The organism is Streptomyces sp. NPDC090442 (genome assembly GCF_044769405.1).
Lineage (GTDB): Bacteria > Actinomycetota > Actinomycetes > Streptomycetales > Streptomycetaceae > Streptomyces.
In genome coordinates this window covers 35,849-54,794 of record NZ_JBIVXW010000024.1, presented here as the reverse complement: position 1 = coordinate 54,794, position 18,946 = coordinate 35,849, and the positions used below count along the sequence as shown (strand labels likewise).

15 protein-coding genes and 1 pseudogene are annotated in these 18,946 nt (G+C 71.2%); 8 read left to right on the top strand and 8 right to left on the bottom strand.

Annotated features, from left to right (window positions below; all coding sequences use genetic code 11):
* Positions 1 to 41: 41 nt before the first annotated feature.
* Positions 42 to 1,325, bottom strand: a complete 1,284-nt coding sequence (locus ACIQU6_RS18545) for a M20 family metallopeptidase (protein WP_403482693.1) — start codon at positions 1,323 to 1,325, stop codon at positions 42 to 44.
* 310 nt (positions 1,326 to 1,635) lie between these two features.
* On the opposite strand from ACIQU6_RS18545, the gene ACIQU6_RS18540 reads away from it, so the two are divergent.
* Both ACIQU6_RS18540 and ACIQU6_RS18535 read left to right on the top strand, forming a co-directional pair.
* Positions 1,636 to 2,097, top strand: a complete 462-nt coding sequence (locus ACIQU6_RS18540) for a hypothetical protein (RefSeq protein WP_403482692.1) — start codon at positions 1,636 to 1,638, stop codon at positions 2,095 to 2,097.
* 246 nt (positions 2,098 to 2,343) lie between these two features.
* A complete protein-coding gene (locus tag ACIQU6_RS18535) occupies positions 2,344 to 2,865 on the top strand; it encodes a hypothetical protein (protein WP_403482691.1) in 522 nt (173 codons plus the stop codon).
* 217 nt (positions 2,866 to 3,082) lie between these two features.
* Here ACIQU6_RS18535 and ACIQU6_RS18530 read toward each other — a convergent pair whose 3' ends face one another.
* The 5 genes from ACIQU6_RS18530 to ACIQU6_RS18510 all read right to left on the bottom strand — a co-directional run bounded on the left by ACIQU6_RS18530 (position 3,083) and on the right by ACIQU6_RS18510 (position 8,264).
* Entirely contained in the window at positions 3,083 to 4,063 is a 981-nt protein-coding gene (locus ACIQU6_RS18530; protein WP_403482690.1) for a zinc-dependent alcohol dehydrogenase family protein, read from the bottom strand.
* Positions 4,044 to 5,624: an FAD-dependent monooxygenase gene (locus tag ACIQU6_RS18525; protein ID WP_403482689.1), complete on the bottom strand. Its 1,581-nt coding sequence runs from the start codon at positions 5,622 to 5,624 to the stop codon at positions 4,044 to 4,046. Before ACIQU6_RS18525 ends, ACIQU6_RS18530 begins: the two co-directional genes overlap by 20 nt.
* Positions 5,617 to 6,237: a PadR family transcriptional regulator gene (locus tag ACIQU6_RS18520; RefSeq protein WP_403482688.1), complete on the bottom strand. Its 621-nt coding sequence runs from the start codon at positions 6,235 to 6,237 to the stop codon at positions 5,617 to 5,619. Before ACIQU6_RS18520 ends, ACIQU6_RS18525 begins: the two co-directional genes overlap by 8 nt.
* A gap of 126 nt (positions 6,238 to 6,363) precedes the next feature.
* Positions 6,364 to 7,605, bottom strand: a complete 1,242-nt coding sequence (locus ACIQU6_RS18515; RefSeq protein ID WP_403482687.1) for a sensor histidine kinase — start codon at positions 7,603 to 7,605, stop codon at positions 6,364 to 6,366.
* On the bottom strand, positions 7,602 to 8,264 hold the full coding sequence (locus tag ACIQU6_RS18510; RefSeq protein WP_403482686.1) for a response regulator transcription factor: 663 nt from the start codon (positions 8,262 to 8,264) through the stop codon (positions 7,602 to 7,604). Before ACIQU6_RS18510 ends, ACIQU6_RS18515 begins: the two co-directional genes overlap by 4 nt.
* A gap of 188 nt (positions 8,265 to 8,452) precedes the next feature.
* On the opposite strand from ACIQU6_RS18510, the gene ACIQU6_RS18505 reads away from it, so the two are divergent.
* The 3 genes from ACIQU6_RS18505 (at position 8,453) to ACIQU6_RS18495 (ending at position 13,087) form a co-directional block, all read left to right on the top strand.
* Positions 8,453 to 9,895: an ABC transporter permease gene (locus tag ACIQU6_RS18505; protein ID WP_403482685.1), complete on the top strand. Its 1,443-nt coding sequence runs from the start codon at positions 8,453 to 8,455 to the stop codon at positions 9,893 to 9,895.
* A gap of 1 nt (position 9,896) precedes the next feature.
* Positions 9,897 to 10,574: an ABC transporter ATP-binding protein gene (locus ACIQU6_RS18500; protein WP_403482684.1), complete on the top strand. Its 678-nt coding sequence runs from the start codon at positions 9,897 to 9,899 to the stop codon at positions 10,572 to 10,574.
* Between the two features lie 398 nt (positions 10,575 to 10,972).
* The gene (locus tag ACIQU6_RS18495; protein ID WP_403482683.1) at positions 10,973 to 13,087 is read left to right on the top strand and encodes an alpha/beta hydrolase; all 2,115 of its coding nucleotides are present in this window, start codon (positions 10,973 to 10,975) and stop codon (positions 13,085 to 13,087) included.
* 80 nt (positions 13,088 to 13,167) lie between these two features.
* On the opposite strand, the gene ACIQU6_RS18490 is transcribed toward ACIQU6_RS18495, so the two are convergent.
* Positions 13,168 to 13,764, bottom strand: a complete 597-nt coding sequence (locus tag ACIQU6_RS18490; protein WP_403482682.1) for a cysteine hydrolase family protein — start codon at positions 13,762 to 13,764, stop codon at positions 13,168 to 13,170.
* A gap of 76 nt (positions 13,765 to 13,840) precedes the next feature.
* Here ACIQU6_RS18490 and ACIQU6_RS18485 point away from each other — a divergent pair, with 76 nt between their 5' ends.
* The 3 genes from ACIQU6_RS18485 to ACIQU6_RS18475 all read left to right on the top strand — a co-directional run bounded on the left by ACIQU6_RS18485 (position 13,841) and on the right by ACIQU6_RS18475 (position 17,501).
* A complete protein-coding gene (locus tag ACIQU6_RS18485; RefSeq protein ID WP_403482681.1) occupies positions 13,841 to 14,830 on the top strand; it encodes a GlxA family transcriptional regulator in 990 nt (329 codons plus the stop codon).
* A 73-nt stretch (positions 14,831 to 14,903) separates the two neighbouring features.
* The gene (locus tag ACIQU6_RS18480; RefSeq protein ID WP_403482680.1) at positions 14,904 to 16,004 is read left to right on the top strand and encodes a barstar family protein; all 1,101 of its coding nucleotides are present in this window, start codon (positions 14,904 to 14,906) and stop codon (positions 16,002 to 16,004) included.
* A 525-nt stretch (positions 16,005 to 16,529) separates the two neighbouring features.
* On the top strand, positions 16,530 to 17,501 hold the full coding sequence (locus tag ACIQU6_RS18475) for a GNAT family N-acetyltransferase (protein WP_403482679.1): 972 nt from the start codon (positions 16,530 to 16,532) through the stop codon (positions 17,499 to 17,501).
* Positions 17,502 to 17,611: 110 nt separating this feature from the next.
* Here the strand turns inward: ACIQU6_RS18475 and ACIQU6_RS18470 are convergent.
* Positions 17,612 to 18,943: pseudogene (locus ACIQU6_RS18470) on the bottom strand (MBL fold metallo-hydrolase); the annotation flags it as partial.
* Between the last annotated feature and the right edge of the window lie 3 nt (positions 18,944 to 18,946).

Genomic DNA, 18,946 nt, shown 5'->3' with positions numbered 1-18,946 from the left:
GGCCGCCGAGCCGGGCTACTCCCGCCGACGGGAGGCGCGCCTCAAGGGCGGCGGGTCCGCTCGGTGAGCCACCCCGCCATCGCCCGCACGCCCAGGCCGATCGCGCGTTCGTCCGGAGCGAAGTCGGGAAAGTGCGGGTAGGCGGTGTCGACGGAGGCACCGGGGCGACGGACCCCGAGAAAGGTGTACGTACCCGGGACGCGTTCCAGGTACAGGGCGAAGTCCTCACCGCTGAAGGGAATGGCGGCCCGCATCACGGTCACCGCGTCCCTGCCGAGCGTGCGGCGCAGATGACGGGCGAGGGCGCGGGCATCGGCTGCCGGGCAGACCATGGCCGGGAACGGCTCAGCGGGGAAGGCCACTTCGGCCCCCGAGTACCGCCCGGCCACCTGGCGGATCTCCTCGCGCACCGCCCGATACCGCTCCGGCGGCCAGCAACGGACGGACACCTTCACCGCGGACTCCCGGACCCCGGCTCGGACGAACACGAACCGGGCCAGCGGGCTGTCCGGCCGCTGCAGGTCAGCGACCAGCCGGGCCAACTCCGCGGCCGTCTTGGGCTGCGTGACCGTGGCGAGGGCGCCGATCCCGGCGGCGAGCTGCCGCGCGGCCTCGGGCGCGTCCGGTCCGTGGAGGTCCACCTCGCCGTGGTCCAGGCCGGGCAGCCCGAAGCCGGGTGTCACGGCGAACCGCCCCACCGGAAACGGCCCACAGTGCAGGGCATGGATCTCCTGGATCCCGGTGCGCTCCAGCACCCCGGAATCCAGCATCCTGCGGGCCCCCGCCAGTGACTCTTCGGCGGGCTGGAAGAGGAACACGACCGTCCCGCTGAGCCGTTGCCGCATCCGGGCCAGGACCTGCGCGACCCCTACGGCCACCGTGGTGTGGATGTCATGCCCGCAGACATGCGCCGTCACGGTGCCGCCCCCGATGATGCCCTCGGGCGGCACCGCGTCCATGTCGGCCCGGTAGGCGACCGTCCGGCCCGGCAGACGGCCACGCAGGATGCCGACCACGCCGTTACCGCCCACTCCTGTCGTCACGCTCAGTCCGGCGTGCCGCAGTCTCTGAGCCACCAGGCCGGCGGTACGACGTTCCTGACCCGGCGCCTCGGGGTGCCGGTGGATGTCCCGCCGCAATGCGACCAGTTCACGCTCCAGGCGGGCCACCTCGGTGGCCACCTCCGAGCGCGCCACCGGTCGGCTCAACGCGTCGGCGAAGGCCGGCTCCCCGCACAGAACCCCCGCGCCCGACGCCGCCACGGCCCCGAGCAACGTACGGCGCGCGAGAGCACGTCCCTTGGGACTGGCACTGGGACTGTTCACGGTCTCCCCCGATTCCTCCGCTGTGGCCTCCCAGCTTCCTGGCGGCAACGACCGTGGACCATCCGGCAACCCACCGCTCCAGGGTGGGGAAAGCCCCCGGGTGCCAACCGAGATCGGCAGCGGCGACTGCGGTACAGCACCTGCTCGCCGATCCAACACCTCATCCACAGAGGCCAGTTGGCCATTCAGCAGCGCAAATGCGCCATCCTCCATATCTACTGAATCTGCATTTGCCACACGATGACAGACTCTGTCCGCCGTCCCCGGCATGTGCCGGTGTGACGACCGACTCGGCGAAAGGAGGCCCTCTATGAAGCAGAGGGTCAGTGCACTCCTCGCAGTTGCTACGCTCGCCACCCTGACACTCGCCGGCCAGGCCAGTGCCGCCACCACAGGCACCTCGGCCGAAGCGGCCAGAACCACGGCCACGGTCAGACCCGCGTCCGACCAAGTGCTGGACGCACCCGCCGCGCTGGAGCGGGGCGAGTCCTGGACTTCCGACACGGCCCGGCTGGTCATGCAGACCGACGGCAACCTCGTCGTCTACGACGAGTTCGGCCGGGCCCGCTGGGCCACCTCCACCGTCAACCAGGGCTGGCGGGCCGTCTTCCAGACCGACGGCAACTTCGTCGTCTACACCCGTACCGGACGCCCGGTGTGGAACTCCCAGACCGCCGGCCACCCCGGCTCCCGGCTCGTGGTCCAAAACGACGGCAACGTCGTGATCTACGACGGAAGCCAGGCCATCTGGAACACCGGCACGGCCCACTGACCAGAGCCGCCCCAGCCGTCGGCAGGCCGCTCCCCGGCCTGCCGACGGCACGGCAGCCACTCGACGAGCAGCTCGAAACCCCTTACATATCGCAGGAGTTGGCTGAGAACACGTCACCCGACGGTCAGAGCACGGCATGGACATCTGCTGTTCACCGCCGCCGTCTACCCGCACGGACCACGGGGCTGCTGCCATGGCGTCACTCGCCCGGAAACCTGCCGGGCTTCTCCCCCACTCGGAGCCCCCATGCGATCGACACACCGCATCGCCTCCGCCATAACGGCCACCGCACTCACCGTCGCCGGACTCGCGCTCACCACAGGCAGCGCCCACGCAGCCACCTGCTCACAGTCCTACCTGCCGCTCCCCGACCCCATCTGCCAGCCAGGCGCCGACAACCCCGACGTCACCCAGTCAACGATCGAATCGACGATCTGTGAGCCCGGCTGGACCAAGACCGTCCGACCGCCCGTCTCCTACACCAACCCCCTCAAGGTCGAGCAGATCGGCGAGTACGGCTACTCGGACACCGACACCGCCGACTACGAGGAGGACCACCTCGTTCCCCTCGAACTGGGCGGTGCCCCTCGCGACCCGAAGAACCTGTGGCCCGAGCCCCGCTACGGCGATCAGACGGCGGCCGACAAGGACTCCGTGGAGAACAAGCTCAAGACCGCGGTGTGCGACGGCACCGTCCAACTGGACGCCGCACGCAGCGCCATCGCCACCGACTGGACCACCGCCCTGTCGAAGGTCGGAATCGGCTGACCGCGGACCGGTACGAGGTACCCCTGCCTGGCGTTGACGGCCGTGGAAGGTGGCCGTCAACGCCAGGCGCGCCATCGCGACGACGGACCGAAACCGCCATCCAGGCACCTACGTTCCCGCATCGGCCCGCCCCACTTCCCTCGTCACCGCCCCTGTGGGCAGGAACAGGCCAGGCCATGGCACGGGGCACGACCCCGCCTGGTGCGGCTGCGGTTGTTCACCTCCGCGGGTCGATGAGGATCTTGCCCGTACGTCCGGCGGTTGGGGTCTTGAAGTGGTCGGCGAGTTCGCTGAGTCCGACGCGCATCCCCACGGGCGCGTGGAGGCGGCCGCGGCGCAGGTTCCCGAAAACCGGCGCGAACGGCTCGGGCAGATGCTGCCCGCCGTCCTTGTGGACGGTGTCGCGCAGGCGGAACAGTTCCACGGGGGCGCCACCGGGGGCGGTGAGGCACTCCGCCGGCAGGGGTGTCCCCGACAGCAGGCCGTAGTGGACGAACGCGCCGTCGCCCGCCGTCAGTGCGAACACCTCGCCGCCCACGTCGCCACCGACGCAGTCGAAGGTGACGTCGGCGCCCCGCGGGCCGACCGCCACCCGCAGCCGTTCGCGCCATCCTGGGTCGTCCGTCGGGATCACAGCCCGCCACCGGGACGGATCGGCCACAGCCCGTCCCGGCGTTCCCCGCACGACCCCGACCGGGGTGATCCCGCGATCGGTCAGGAGTTCCGCGAGGTGTCGGCCGATGGCCGAAGTGGCGGCCGTGACCACGACGTTGCGCACGCCCGACCGGCAGAACCGGTCGACCATCAACGTGGCCGTCAGGGGGTTGACGTAGGCGAAGCAGGCGACCTCATCGGGCACGTCGTCCGGCACCGGAACGCACCAGGAGTAGCCGAGCCGCTTGTACTGCTGCCAGTTCCCGGCCGAGCCGAGGGGCAGCACGCGCCGCCCCAAGGCCCCGGCAGGCACCCCCGGCCCGAGGGCATCGATCACACCGACGCCCTCGAACCCGGGGACCATCGGAAACGACGTCCGTGAGCCGTAGGCGCCCGAGACGGTCACCTCGTCGGAGGGGTTGACGGTCGTCGCGAGCATGCGCACCACGACCTCCCCCTCGCCGGGAGCAGCGGGCCCCTCCACGTCCCGGACGGTCAGGACGTCAGCCAGCCGACCGGGCCGGTCAGCGACGGCGGCCAGCACCAGCAGCCTCCCTACCCGTGTGCGCGTCAGTCGCGGGGTTCCCGAACCAGCGCGCGAGGGCCTCCCGCAGCTCGTCCGCGGCCCCGTCCACCGCCGTCGAAGGTGCCCCGATCCACGCCGCGTGCCCGTCCGGGCGGACGAGGACCGCGCGGGCGTGCTCCGGGGCACGCGGGTGGATGCGGGCGGTGGTGACCCGGTCCGCCCATGGGCGGGCGGCGGAGGCGAGGGCGTGCCGGTCCGTCGTGTCGTCGAAGAGCAGGACGCCGCCGGCGGTGCGGGTCAGTAGCGCCGTGAGGGTGTCCCCGCCGTCCCGGCCCAGCGGGATGTCGGGCACCATGCGTCCCGCCCAGCGGTGTTCGGGGTCTCCGGAGGCGGGGTATCGGGTGCCGACAGCGGTGATCGTCTCGGCCAACGGGCCTGCGGTGTCTGCGGATTCGGCCAGTTCGGAGAGCAGGTCGCGGACGGGGGCCAAGGGGTCGTCGTCCCCGTCGACCCGGGTGAGCGCCGTCTGCGCGCGGGTGTTGCGGAGGAGGCGCTCACCGGCCGCGTGACGCTCGTCGTGGTAGGTGTCGAGCAGCGTGTCCGGTGCCTGGCCGCGTGCCACCAGGGCGAGTTTCCAGCCCAGGTTGACGGCGTCGTCGATCGCCGCGTTGACGCCGATGGCGCCGGCCGGCGGGTGGATGTGCGCGGCGTCCCCGGCCAGCAGTACCCGGCCCGCCCGGAACCGCTCGGCGAGCCGCGCCGCGTCCCCGAACCGGGTCAGCCACCGCGTCTCGGCGATCTCGGCCCGATGTCCCAACGCGGCATCGATCGCGTGCTGGAAGGCGTCCTGCGAGACCGGCTCGCGCGGGTCTGCGGGAGGTGCCGGGTCGGCGGTGAGGAGACGGACGTAGCCGGGGCGTGGGATCGCGAACACCGAGCGGCCGTCGGGCCCGGTCTGGGGGCCGAACGGAACGGTCGACGGGTCGGCGAGCACCACGTCCCCGAGCAGGGTGAACTGCCGTGCGGGCGTGCCGGGGAAGCCGATCCCGGCCGCCTTCCGCACCGTGCTGCGGCCCCCGTCACAGCCAACCAGCCATCGACAGCGCATGGTTGACGGTCTGTCTGCACCATCCACCTCGACCGTGACGCCGTCACCGTTCTGCCGCAACCCGGTCAGGCGTCGACCACGGAGGAGCCGCGCGCCCGACTGCACGGCCCACTCGGCAAGGAGTTCCTCCACGCGGGTCTGGGGGATGCCGAGGACGTAGGGGTGTTCGGTGCGCATGGCGGCGAGGTCGAGGCGGGATGCACCGACGAACATCGTCGTCGGGACGGTCGGCCCCTCGGCCAGGAGGCGGGCGGCAAGGCCCCGGCGGTCGAGCAGTTCCAGGCTGCGGGCGTTGAGGTTGAACCCGCGGCAGAAGCCCGGCGGTTCGGTGTCCCGCTCCAGGACCAGTGCCCGGACTCCCGCGCGTCCCAACTCCCCGCCGAGCGCCAGCCCGGCCGGCCCGGCGCCGACTATCAGGACGTCGACGATCTCGTCTCGCGATGCGGTGCCGCTCATCGCGGTGTCACTCACCGTCCGTCCCCTCCGGCCAGGTCAGCGTCCCGTGCTCGATCTCGTCGGCGGTGCGTTCCACCCAGGCCAGCTCGGCCCGCGCCATGGCTTCGGCGTACTCGGCCTCGATGACGAACAGGCGCGGCGCGTGGTGCTCCTCCAGGGCCGCGCGGTGGGCCGTGGCGCCCTCCGCGATCCGCTCCCGCAGCGTGGCGGCCCGCTCGCGCAGCGCCTCCGCGGCACGGACGCGGCCCAACGCGCCGAGGTAGCCGACGGCGGAGAGGAACCGCGGGTACTCGGGCGAGGGCTCGCGGATCAGTTCGTCGAGCCAGTCGGTGAAGCCGTCCCGCCCGGCGTGGGTGTGGCGGTAGACGGTGCGGGCCGGGCGGTTGCCGACCTGCTCGGTGCCGTCCGCCTCGATCCATCCGTCCCGTGCGAGCGCGCGGACGGTGTCGTAGAGCGATCCGGTCGTCAGCTTGAACGCGCGCTCCATACCGCGCTCGCGGAGCGCGCTGGCCATGGCGTGGGGGTGCATCGGCCGTTCCAGCAGCAGCCCGAGCACGGCAAGGGCCAGGGCGTTGGCGGGCCGCTTCGGGGGTTTGGGGACGGCGGTGGGATGTTGGCGGGCGGGCATGGAACTCCAGTGCGCCGGGTTGATGGATTTGCCTACTAGGCACCAACTACTCGGATCCGAGCATAGGAGAGTGGGGATACCGGCTGCATGCGCGTGGAGCCTGGGAGCAGGTGCGGCGGCCTCCCCTCAACTGCTCGGCCGCGCCGGCAGAGTGACCCGTACGTGCAGCCCGCCGGTCGGCTGCGCCTGGGCCGTGACGGTGCCGTGGTGGCCGCGCACGATGGAGCGCACGATCGCCAGGCCCAGGCCGTGTCCGGTGCGGTCGCTGGCCACGCGGGGGCGGGCCCGGTAGAAGGGCTCGAACAGGCGGCCCACCACCTCCGGGGCCACCATCGGCCCGGTGTTGGTGACTTCCAGAACGACCTGGTCGGCGTGGTTGTCGACCCGTACCCGCACCGTGCCGCCGGGCACGTTGTGGGTGCGGGCGTTGTCGACGAGGTTGATGACGAGTTGTCGTAGCAGCGTGGCGCTGCCGTGGACGCGGCAGGCGGCCGCGACGGTGGAGGCGGTGGCGAAGGTGACGGAGACCCCGGCCGCCCCCTCCCCCTCGTCCATCCCGTCCGTGCCGTCCGGCTGTTCGGCGGCCGTGGCGTTGACCACCCCTTCGGCGAGTTCGGCCAGGTCGACCGGTTCCGCGTCAGGGATCGCCTGGTCCGCCACCGCGAGCTGGAGCAGTTCCTGCACCACGCGGATGTTGCGCTCGTTGGTCTCCCGCAGCATGGGCACCAGCTCGGCGAACTCGTCTCGCGACGGTTCGGACCCTGCCATCTGGAGGATCGCCCGGGTCGTGGCGAGTGGGGTGAGCAGCTCGTGCGAGGCGTTGGCGGCGAACCGTTGATGGGCGGCGAAGGACTCCTCCAGTCGGCCCAGGGTGGTGTCGAAGGTGTCGGCCAACTGCTTCAACTCGTCAGCCGGGCCTACGGCGTTGATGCGGTACGACAGGTCCCCTTCGCTGGCCTTGGCCGCGGCCCGGTTGATGGTGTGCAGGGGCGCCAGCAGCCGCCGCGAGAGGACCCATCCCGCGCCGAGGCCGACGGCCAGGACGAGGAGCACCCCGCCGACGGAGACCAGGAGGACCGTCGACCAGACGTCCTCCTTGTCGCGGATCAGCCCGGACGTGTCGAGCGGCTGGCCCTTGTGCAGGGTTTTGGGGGGCTGGGTACCTGGCGTCGCGCCGGGTGTGAAGGACGTCGGGGGCGGCGCCTTGACGGAGGTGGTGAGGTCGTAGGTGGGCAGGTAGCGGATGCCGACGTAGATGATGGCGACCATCAGCGCCGAGCAGGCGGCCAGGGCCCCGCCGAAGCCGAGGAAGAGCCTGGCGTGGATGCTGAGCGTGCGGGGCCGGCCGCGGCCCCGGCGGAACCTCACTCGGTCCCCAGGTAGTAGCCCGCGCTGATCGCGGTGTGCACGAGCCGGGGTTCGCCGAGCTTCCTGCGCAGCGTGTGCACCACCAGGCGCACGGCGTTGGTGAGCGGGTCGGTGTGGGCGTCCCACGCCTTGTCGAGCAGGTATTCGGCGCTGAGCACCCCGCCGTCGGCGCGCATCAGCAGTTCCAGGACGGCCAGTTCCTTGGGCGTGAGGCGGATCTCGGTGCCCGCTCGCGTCACGCGGCGGCGATGGGTGTCGAAGCTGAGGTCGGCGAAGGTCAGGACGGGCGGGTGCGCCATCGGGCTGCGCCGGTACAACGCCCTGAGTCGGGCGACGAGTTCGGGGAAGTCGAAGGGCTTGGCGAGGTAGTCGTCCGCGCCCAGGCCGAGGCCCTCCACCTTGTCGCCGAGTCGGCCCGCGGCGGTGAGCATCAGGATGCGGCAGTCCAGGCCCATGGCGACGATGCGGCGGCAGACCTCGTCGCCGTGGACCTCGGGCAGATCGCGGTCGAGCACCACCGCGTCGTAGTCGTAGACGGCGACGCGGTGCAGCGCGGCGTTGCCGTCGTGCACGACGTCGACGGCGATGGATTCGCGGCGCAGCCCGAGCTCCAGGACGCGCGCCATGTACTGCTCGTCCTCGACCACCAAAACCCGCATGCGCGCCGGACCTTCCGTGTTGCTGAGAATTACATGAAAATGGCGGGAGGGGCGAGCGTGATTCCGGCCCTTTTCCCGGTGTTTCTCTCACGTCTATCAGATACCGCATGTGAATCGCATATGAGGGTTCGCGGGACGCCGTTTTTCGCAAACGCCGCTCACAAGGAGCGCTTCCTAGCGTTGCGGCCATGAATCTCTTCAAACGGGCGTGGTGGCGGCTCACCGGCCATCTGGGCAAGACGGCGATGCTGGTCGGCTTGTTCTTCGTGATCTGCACCCTGGTGTTGTCCGGGTTTCTGATCCAGTCGGCGGCGGCCCGCGCGGCCGACCGCGCCAAGGAGAGCGTGGGGGCCGTGGCCACCATGCAGCTCGACGTGAACGCCCTGATCAATTCGGGCAAGAACAACGGCACGAACCCCCAGGGACAACAGGGCGGAACGGTCGGTTCCAACGGCGATCTGCACCGCTCGCTGGTCGACAGGATCTGCGCGTCGTCCGTGGTCAGCCAGTGCAACTACACGACGGACAGCGGCGCGTTCCCCACCAGGTCCACCAAGCTGTACCAGCCGGTTCCGCCGCCCCGCGGCCAGGACTCGCTCGGCACCGACCTGTTCAAGGTGGACGGCATACGTGACCTCAATGCGGTCGGCGCCTTCCGCAATGGCGACGCCAAGTTGGTGGCCGGGCAGGGAATCGGCCCGCACAGCAAGCACGACGAGATCGTCATCGAGGAACGCCTCGCCAAGGAGAACGGGCTCAAGGTCGGTGATACGGCGAAACTCAAGGTGGGTCAGCTTCCGGCACCGGGGCAGAAGGCCGACGAACGGGAATACGCTTTCAAGGTCGTCGGCATCTACCGGAGCAATATCGCCGACACCGGCACCTACGTTCCGGCGATGATGGATCCCGCCAACCAGATCTACGCCACGACGGACGGCGCGAGCACGCTCCTCGGCAAGGGCGCGGGAAAGGACGGCGTCCTCAAGCAGGCGACCTTCACCCTCAACGACCCCAAGGACCTGGACCGGCTCAAGAAGGACGCCGAGGCCGCGGGCGCCGACCTGGAGCTCTTCCCGCTGTCGATCAACGACAAGCAGTACCGGACCCTCGTCGGGCCGATCACCAAGACCGCCGCCTTCGCCACGGTCACGGTGTGGTTGGTCGCGGTCGCCGGCACCATCATCCTCGCCCTGATCGTCGCCTCCAATTTGCGTGAGCGCCGCGGGGAGTTGGGGATCCTGCTCTCGCTCGGCGAGAAGAAGCCCAGGCTGCTCGGCCAACACCTCGTCGAGGTGGTCGCCTGCGCGGTGCTCGCGATCGGCCTCGCCGGCGTGTGCAGCCAGTTCCTCTCCCAGACCATCGGCGACCGGCTCCTCGCCGGCGAGGTCTCGTCCGCCAACCAGGCAGCCGCGAACGAGGCCAACCAGCCCGACCCCAGCGACCCCACCGGCGCGGCCAAGAAGGACCAACCCGACACCAGGCCCATCGACTCCATCGACGTCCGGCTCAGTCCCGTCGACGTCGCCAAGGTCGGCGCGACCGGCCTCGGCATCGCGGCCCTGGCCACCTGCGTCCCCGGCGCCCGCATCCTGCGCCTGAACCCGCGCGACATCCTCACGAAGGGCGACTGACGTGACCACCCCCACCCTCGAACTCACCGGCGTCAGCCGCGCCTACAGCAACGGCAACCGCCGCCGCACCGTCCTCGCCTCCGTCTCGTACGCCTTCGAAGCCGGCCGCATGTACGCGATCGTCGGCCCCTCAGGCTCCGGCAAGACGACCCTGTTGTCCCTGGCCAGCGGCCTGGACTCGCCCACCTCCGGCAGCGTCCGCTTCCGCGGCCGCGACATCGCGGAGCTCGGCCTGGGCGCCTACCGCAACCAGCACGCGGCCACGGTGTTCCAGTCCCTCAACCTGCTCCCGTACATGAACGCCGTACAGAACATCACCTCCGCCATGGAGATCACCGGCGTGAAAGGGGTACGCAAGCGGCAACGGGCCCACGAACTGCTCGAACTGCTCGGCATCGAGCCCGCCGACCGCACCCGACGCACCCTGCAACTCTCCGGCGGCCAACAGCAGCGCGTCGCCATCGCCCGCGCGCTGGCCTGCGAGGTCGACGTCCTCTTCGCCGACGAACCGACCGGCAGCCTGGACCACGAGACGGCCGCCGGAATCGTCGAGGTCTTCCGGAAGTTGGCCCACGACGACGGCAAGTGCGTCATCGTGGTGACCCACTCCAAGGAGGTCGCGCACGCCTCCGACGAGGTCCTCCAGTTGAAGCGGGGAAAACTGGTGCCACGGGACTGACCACGTGCCGCGCACGGCGAGGACCGTGAACGCGGCCGCCGGGCCCCGGCGGAACGCCCGACCGCCGGGGCCAGGGGCGAGGTCTCGCGGCATCGAATGGGGCAACTTTGTCCGAGTCGCACCCCATATCGCGAGCGGGCGCCCCGTGCCCGCGCTCCCCGGACCACGCCAGTTCCCCCAACCACCGCTGGCAAACGGCCACTTGGGGCAGACCGGAGCCGTTCAACGGAACCAGGGGGCAGCCGGTAAACATTCCGCGGGCCTCGCGGCCGGCCGCCGCCTCCCCGTGCGTTGGCCTCGCTTCTCCGGGCATACATGAGCCAGCAATACGTGCTCCACCGACGGCACCACGCGCAGTACCCGCTCGTACCGTTCCGAGGCCGCCGCAGAGGATCGCCATGACCGTTGCTGCTGATGCTCCGAGCCACTGTCCCCGCCCGCGCTCCACGGTCGTCCGCCGGGCAGGGCTCCACCACGGCCTCCTGGCCGTCGCCCTCCTGGCGACCATGGTGCTCCTCACCGCGGTGATCACTCCGGCGACGCGTGCCGTTGCCCGCGGGGCAGGATCCGGGCTCCGACTCGGTTCGCTCCAGCTCGTCCCGTGCCCGGACGACCCCGCCGGCTGGTGCGGAAGCGCCGCACTCCCGCTGGACCGCCGGACCACCGACAGCCCGACGATCGACATCGGCTTCGAGTGGGTGCCGGCCACCGCACAGCCCCAGGGCACCGTCGTCGTGGTCGACGGTGGGCCTGGCTGGGCCACGCACCACTCCCGCGAGTCCTACCTGAAGATGCTCGGGCCGCTGCTCGCCACCCGGAACCTGCTGCTGTTCGACCTGCGCGGCACGGGCCGCTCGCAGGCCCTGACCTGCCCCGACCTGGAGCGCTACGCGGGCCAGCCGTCCGGGCCCGACTTCGCCCGGACCGTCGGCGCCTGCGGCGACGTGCTCGACCACACCTGGCGGCGCCCCGACGGCAGTTGGCTCCACGCCTCCGAGCTCTTCGGGACCGTCGACGCCACCCAGGACCTCGCCGATGTCCTCTCCCGACTCGGCCTCTCCGACGTCGACCTCTACGGCGACTCCTACGGCAGTTGGTTCGCGCAGGTCTTCGCGGCGCGCCACCCGTCCCTGCTCCGTTCGCTCACGCTGGACGCCACCTACGAAGTCCTCGGCCTGGACCCGTGGTACGCCAGCGGCGCCGCCACCGCCCGCGCCGCCTTCACCACCGTCTGCCGACGTTCACCACAGTGCGCCGCCCACGCCTCCACCGGCGCGTGGCCACTCATCTCCGCCCTGGCCAAGCGTCTGCGCACCGCACCGCTCACGGGCACCACCACCGGCCTGGACGGAGATCCCATCGCCGTCACGGTCACCGTGACCACCCTGGTCGACCTCGTCAACGACGCGGGTTCCGACCCGGACATCTACCGCAGCCTGCAAGCCGCAACACGGGCCCTGCTCGGCAGGGGCGATGACGCCCCGCTGCTCCGCCTGGCCGAACAGACCACCGCGCACGACGGCACCAACCCCGCGCCCCCCGACTTCTCCAGCGCCCTGTACTTCGCCGCCGCCTGCACCGACTACCCCCAACTGTTCACCATGGACAGCCCCGCCGCCGAACGCGCCCGGCAACTCCAACGCCGGCTCGCCGCCCAACCCGCCGCCACCTTCGCCCCGTTCACCGCCGCCGAGTGGGCGACCGTCAACGCCTACACCAACTCCTACGACGGCTGCCTCGACTGGCCCGCCCCACAGCGCACCCACACCCCCATCACAACCCACCCGCCCCTGCTGCCCCGGACCGTGCCGGCCCTCGTCCTCGGCGGTGACCTCGACTCCCTCACCCCCGCCGCCGGCGGCCGACACGTCGCCGCCCAACTCGGCCCCTCCGCCCGCTTCATCGCCGTCCCCAACGTCACCCACATCACCGCCATGGCCGACCACACCCGACCGGGCCCGGAAGCCTGTGGGCAGTCGCTCTACCGCCAGTTCGTCCGCACGCCCGCCGCCCTGAGGCATCTCGACACCTCCTGCACCAGGCACACCCCCGCCATCCCCACCCTCGCCGACTACCCCAACCACCTCGCCGTCGCCGTCCCCCTCACCCCCACGTCCGGCAACCGCGCCCGCCCACCGGCCCTGCGTCTGGCCTCAGTTGGCGCGTCAGCCGTGGGCGACGTGATCGCCCGCAGCAACTACGTCACCCACGGCCACAACACCGGACTGCGCGGCGGCACCTGGACCGTCACCGGCGCTCCCCAGGCACAGTTCGCCCTCACCGACGTACGTTGGGTGACCGACGCCACCGTCAACGGCACCGCGACCTGGGACCAGACCAGCGGAGCCGTCACCGCGCACCTGCGCATCACCCCCGACCCCAACGCCACCTCCTCCCCCGCCCCCGACGTCAGCATGGACGTCACCTGGAACACCCTCGCCCCGCACGTCCCCGCGTCGGTGACCGGGACGGCCGGAGACGCCCCCCTGCACGGCACCCTTCCCGCACCGTGACCGGAGGGCGGCCTCAGGTCGTCCTCTCTCGCGTGGATGACTGGCTCGCCGGTCCCCCACTGGCTCCCGAAGGGGCCGGTTCAGCCCAGCGCGGACGCGGACGGGACGACGACACCGTAGAGGTCGCCGATCGTCGCCAAGGCGCTGTGGTGGAGCTGGCCGGCGGCGACCTCGCCGTCGTGGGCGCCGTGCGAGAGCGGGCGGGTGGCGCAGGCGTCCGCGACGACGGTCGGACGGTTGCCGCGCAGGAACGCGCCCTGTGCGGTGAACGTCACGCACATATGGGTCATGAAGCCGGCGATGATGACGTCCTCGTTGCCCGCGGCGTCGACGTGCTCGGCCAGTTCGGTGTCGAGGAAGGCGTTCGGCGCCTTCTTCACCACGACCGGCTCGCCCTCCGCGGGCGCCACCCGCGGATGGATCTGTCCGATCTCCGCCCGGACGTCATACGGGGTGCCCTCGCCGCCGTCGTGGATGACGTGGACCACCTTCGCGCCCGCCTGCCTGGCACGGGCCAGTAGATCCGCGGCCCGCTCCAACGCCGCCTGCCAGCCGGCCAGTTCGAGCACACCTCGGGTGTAGGTGTTCTGATAGTCGACCAGGATCACGGTCGCGCCGGCCAACTTCGCCGGGGTCTGATCAAGTCCGTTGAGCTCTCGCAGAGTCTTGGTTGCCATGCCCCCACGCTATGAACCCCCGCCCGTGGCGGCAATGTCAGGTAACTTGCAGATTCCGACATCGCTGGGAGGTCCGGTGCGCACCCTCAATCAGTTCCTCGTCGTCCTGCTCTTCGACGGGGTCGACCTGCTGGACGTCACCGGGCCGCCGGAGGTCTTCTCGCTGTTGCAACGCGAGACCGACGCTGCCGCCGGCTACCGCGTCGCGCTGGCCGCCGAGACCATGGCGCCAGTCACCACCTCGGCCGGCGTCCGGGTACTGCCAGACATCACCTTCGCGGAGGCCGCCGCGGAACGCATCGACACCCTGATGGTGCCCGGTTCCGTCGAAGTCGACGCCGACCGCCGCGTCCATGCCCTCACCGACCCCGGCGTCGTCCGCTGGGTCGCCACGCTCGCCGCGCGATCCCGGCGCGTCGCCTCCGTCTGCGTCGGCGCACACCTCCTCGCCGCTGCGGGGCTGTTGGACGGCAAGCGCGCCACCACCCACTGGTCCACCGCCCAGCAACTCGCCGTCGAGCACCCGGCCGTCGACGTCGACGCCGACCCGATCTTCATCCGTGACGGCCATGTCTGGACCGGCGCGGGCGTCACCGCCTGCCTCGACCTCTCCCTCGCCCTGGTCGCCGAGGACTTCGGCGAGACCACCGCACTGCGCGTCGCCCGCCAACTGGTCATGTACCTCAAACGCCCGAGCGGGCAGAGCCAGTTCAGCGTCCCCATCGAACCCGTCTCCACCACCCGACGCATGGACGACCTCCGACTGCACATCACCCACCACCTCGCCGAGCCGCTCACCGTCCCCGACCTGGCCCGTCAACTCCACCTCGGCGAACGCCAGTTGACCCGTCTGTTCAAGACCGAACTCGGCACCACCCCGGCCGCCTACATCGAAGCGACCCGCGTCGAAGCCGCCCGCAACCAACTCGAAACCACCGACGACACCCTCGAACGCATCGCCACCACCTGCGGCTTCAACACCACGGACACCCTCATCCGGGCCTTCCGCCGCAAACTCAACACGACGCCCACGGAGTACCGGAGTCGGTTCCGGCGCAGCGGCTGAGTGGTGCCGGTTCAGGACAGCGTCTCCGGAGCCCTCGCGGCCCCTCGCTCCACCGTCCGCTTCCGGGCCCGGCATGATGGTCACCGTGCAGGAGAACAAGGACCACCACGGACGCGCGCGCTACACCCTCACCGACCACCACGGCCGGGTCTGGGGCGTCTGCGCCGAGGTGGAGGGGCTGTACGGGCAGTCGGGGCGCGAGACGTACGAACTGTTCGGTTGGGTTCCGGAAGCGGCCGAGGTACGCGGTTGGGTCGGCAGCCGGGTGTGGCTGGTACCGGAGGACGAGACGCTCGGCCCCTGGTTGTTGCAGGACACCGAGAGCCTCGGACCGCACCCCGGAACGGACGGGTTCGTGCTCACCGGTCTGGACGACTACGAGGGCCCGCCCGAGGGGTACCGCGGACCCGTCCGACTGCACAACCAGCGCCACTGGCTGGGCTCGTGCCGAGAATTCGCCCGCCTGCTGCCACCCGAGGGGACGAAGCCGTCGCTCGTCCTCCGAGGGCTCGCCCAAGGCGATCGGCTACGGGCGGCACTCCAGAAAGGCACGCGGCGGGCACTGGACCTTTCGGAGTCTGGGCTCACCCTGGAGATCGGCGACGACCGGGGAGAACCGCTCACCGATCGACCGCTGTGGACCCGGATCAGTGCCTGGCACCCGTCGGCCTACGGGCCGGACCTCATCGACCTGGAGCTCGACGGAGCGCTCTTCTCGCCCCTGCCCGAGCACGCCCGGCCTCTCTGGGAGCGGTGGCAAGCCGGGGCACCGGACGCCCTGGGCGACTGGGTCGGTCTCGACACCCGGCGTCGGTGGGCCTGGCTCGACCTCGTCCGGGGACGAGGCTGTCGACGTACTCGCCATGGCCAACCGGCCGGCCGTGCCTACGCGTTCGACGGCCGTCACCTCACCGACGAACCGGGACTCTACCTGGCGCTCGGCGAAGCGGTGAACGGGCCGGGAGGCTACTTCGGCGGCTGCCTGGCCGCCCTCGACGACTGCCTGGCCGGCGGCTTCGGCTACCACCCCCCGGCAACCCTGCTCTGGCGGAACGCCGCCACCGCACGCGCGCACCTGTCACAAACCCTGACCCCGGCCGGCCACCCCTACGACCTTTTCGCCGACGTCCTCGCCGCCCTGGCCGAAGGCGGAATGCGGGTCACCCTGGCCTGAGCGGCGCCCAACCGTCCGGTTGAGCACCCGCCCCGCAAGGCGACGCGGCGGCGCGGTGACCGCCCCCGGCCGCCGTGGGGCCTCTCAGCCCGCGAACAGAGGGCACCAGGACGCTGGGGTGTTGAGGCTGCTTCCAGCGCCAACACCCCGGCAGGCATAGGCTTGTTGTCCGCTGCCGTCAGGGCATCGGGCCCCTCAGGGCCCTCGCGTGCTGCATGCGCGTGAGGCGGCGCACGAAGAGGATGGCGAGGACGCTCAACCTCTTGCAGGGGCACGGAGGTTACGTCGCCGATGAGCCGGCCGACCAGTTCGTACAAGTGCACGCCCTGCCACAGGGCGAACAGGTCGGTGGCGATGACGAGACCGAGCGGAATCGTCACGGCCCTGGAGAGTCCAATAGGCGACCGGAGAACGGCCCGTGGGCCGGGCGGCACGGACCGGTCAGGCGGCGGTGGCGCGGCAGGCGTCACGTGGGGCCTCGCGCGTACCGAGTTCCGTGGCGAGTGATTCGCGGGACGATGAAGCATGCGCTCGACTGACTGGCACCTCACCGAAGACGTCGACGGCTTCCTCGATCGAGCCGGAGACTTCCTGCTGTCGCGCCCCGCCCTGCACAACACGCCACTGACGACAATCGAGAAACTGCGAACGCGCAGGGCGGACCCCGCATCCGGCGCCGAGACCAGCGTCTTCTTCGGCCGGCTGGAGTCAGGGGGCGAGGTCCACGCCGTCTGCTACCGCGTTCCGTCCCACCGCCTGACCCTCACCGCCCTCTCCCCCGGTCAGGCCGACGCCCTCGCCGCCCACCTGACCGGCCTCGGCCACTCCCTCTCCGGCGTCACCGCGGACCACGACACCGCCACCGCCTTCGCCGAGGCATGGCAGCGGCACGCAGGCCCCACGCCCGTACGCAGTTGGCGGGGCCGCCTCTACCGGCTCGGCACGCTCGCTCCGCCGGAGCCGTGCCCGGAGGGGCGGGGCCGCCTCGCCGGCGAGCGGGATCACGGGCAACTCATCCGCTGGTGCGGCGAGTTCATGGCCGACGTCGGCGAGTTCCCCCTGATCGATGCCGGCTCCTGGACCGGCTCCCGCTTCGCCGACAAGCACTTCACGTTCTGGGAGACCCCGGACGGCGCTCCGGTCTCCGTGGCGGGTTCGACCTCGATGATCGGCGGCATGGTCCGGGTGGACCCCGTCTACACCCCCGCCCACCTCCGGGGCCTTGGCTACGCGGGCGCCGTGACGGTCGAGGTCGGCAGAGCCGCACTGGCGGCGGGCGCGACGGATGTCGTCCTGTTCACGAACCCGGCCAACTCCACCAGCAACGCCCTCTATCAACGCCTCGGATACGTCCCGGTCGCCGACTTCACCGGGTACGACTTCGCCCGCGACGAGGTACCGGATGCCGGTGAGGGGGAAGAGAGGTCTGCCGGGTCGGCGAGCCAGGCGTCGAGTGGGACCCGGCAGGAGTTGAGGATGCCGGCGACCAGCGTGTAGGTGCCGATCAGGGTGAGCAGTTCCAGTAGTTGTGGGGCGGAGTAGCGCGCGGCCAGGGTCTGCCAGGTGGTCGTCGAGAGGCTCTGCTTGTCGCAGAGTTCGTCGACGGCCCGTAGGAGCGCCCGGTCCGTTCCGTTCCAGTCGGTCGCCTCCGGTCCGCGACGGACACGGGCGATTTCGAGCGGGGTGAGGCCGGCGGTGGCGCCGAGGCGGGCGTGGTGGTGCCATTCGTAGGTCGAGCCGGTGCGGTGGGCGGTTCGGAGGATGGCCAGCTCCCGTTCGCGCGGTGGCAGCAGTCCCTGGGCGAGTTGGGCGAGCAGGGGCGCGAGGGAGAGCAGCAGGTCGGGGTGGTTGCCGAGGGTGGCCAGGACGTTGAGCACCGGCCGGCCGGCGAGCGGTCCCGCGTCGTTCGCGAGTGCCTGGGCCGCGGGGCCCTCCAGGCGCCCGGCGAGGGCGGCGATCTCCTCGGCGGGGCGGGGCGCGATGCGTGGGGCGGCGTCGGCGCGGGGTGACGGGACGTAGTGGTCGAGAAGGCCCATCAACCGCTCCTCGTCGGGGGTGCCGTCGCCGTTGAGTTCGCGGTAGATGGCGCCGATGTTGAGCACCAGTCGTTCGGGGTCGGCCCAGTCGGTGAAGCCGTCCAGGTCCATCTCCTGGGCGGCCTGCAGCACGGGCAGGCCCGATCGGTGCGCGCGGACGGCATGGCCGTGGACCCGCTCCAAGTAGTCGCGGAAGTCCCGGACTTGGGGCTTGCCGACGACCGGGCCGTGCCCGGGGACGATCGTTTCGACGTCCAGGTCGAGGATCAGGTCGCAGGCACTGATCCAGTTCTCCACCGGTCCGCTGTGGATCACCGGGTGGCCGCCGATGAAGAGGATGTCCCCGGCGAACAGCACGGCCGCGTCCGGGAGATGGACCAGGACGTCCCCGGTGGTGTGCGCCGGACCCACCTCGATCAGCCGGACGGTTCGTCGACCCACGGCCACCTCCAGTTCGCCGTCGAAGGTCCGGGTCGGCAGCGTCGGTGTGATGCCGGTGAAGTCGAAGGTCCGGCGCATCTCCTCGGCGATCCGCGGCAGTCGGATGGTGCCCGGCGCGGCGAGCAGCGCGTGGAGGTGGTCGCGGCGCATGGCGGCTGCGGCGGCCTCGGAGGCGACGATCGTGGCGCCGGGGAGCAGTTGGTTGCCCCACCAGTGGTCGCCGTCGCTGTGACTGTTGACCAGTGTTCCGATCGTCAGTCGGGGAAGCGCCTGGGTTATCGCGTCGAGCATGGTGCGGGTCTGCGGAACGGTGAACAACGTGTCGACCAGCAGCCCTTCGTCACCGGAGACCACCAGTCCGGCGTTGCTCCAGCCCCAGGAGCCGTTGGGTTGCACGTAGGCGTAGGTCTCGGCGGCGATGCGGTGCAGACCGGGAGCGTAGGGAACGCGGGGAACGTCCATTGC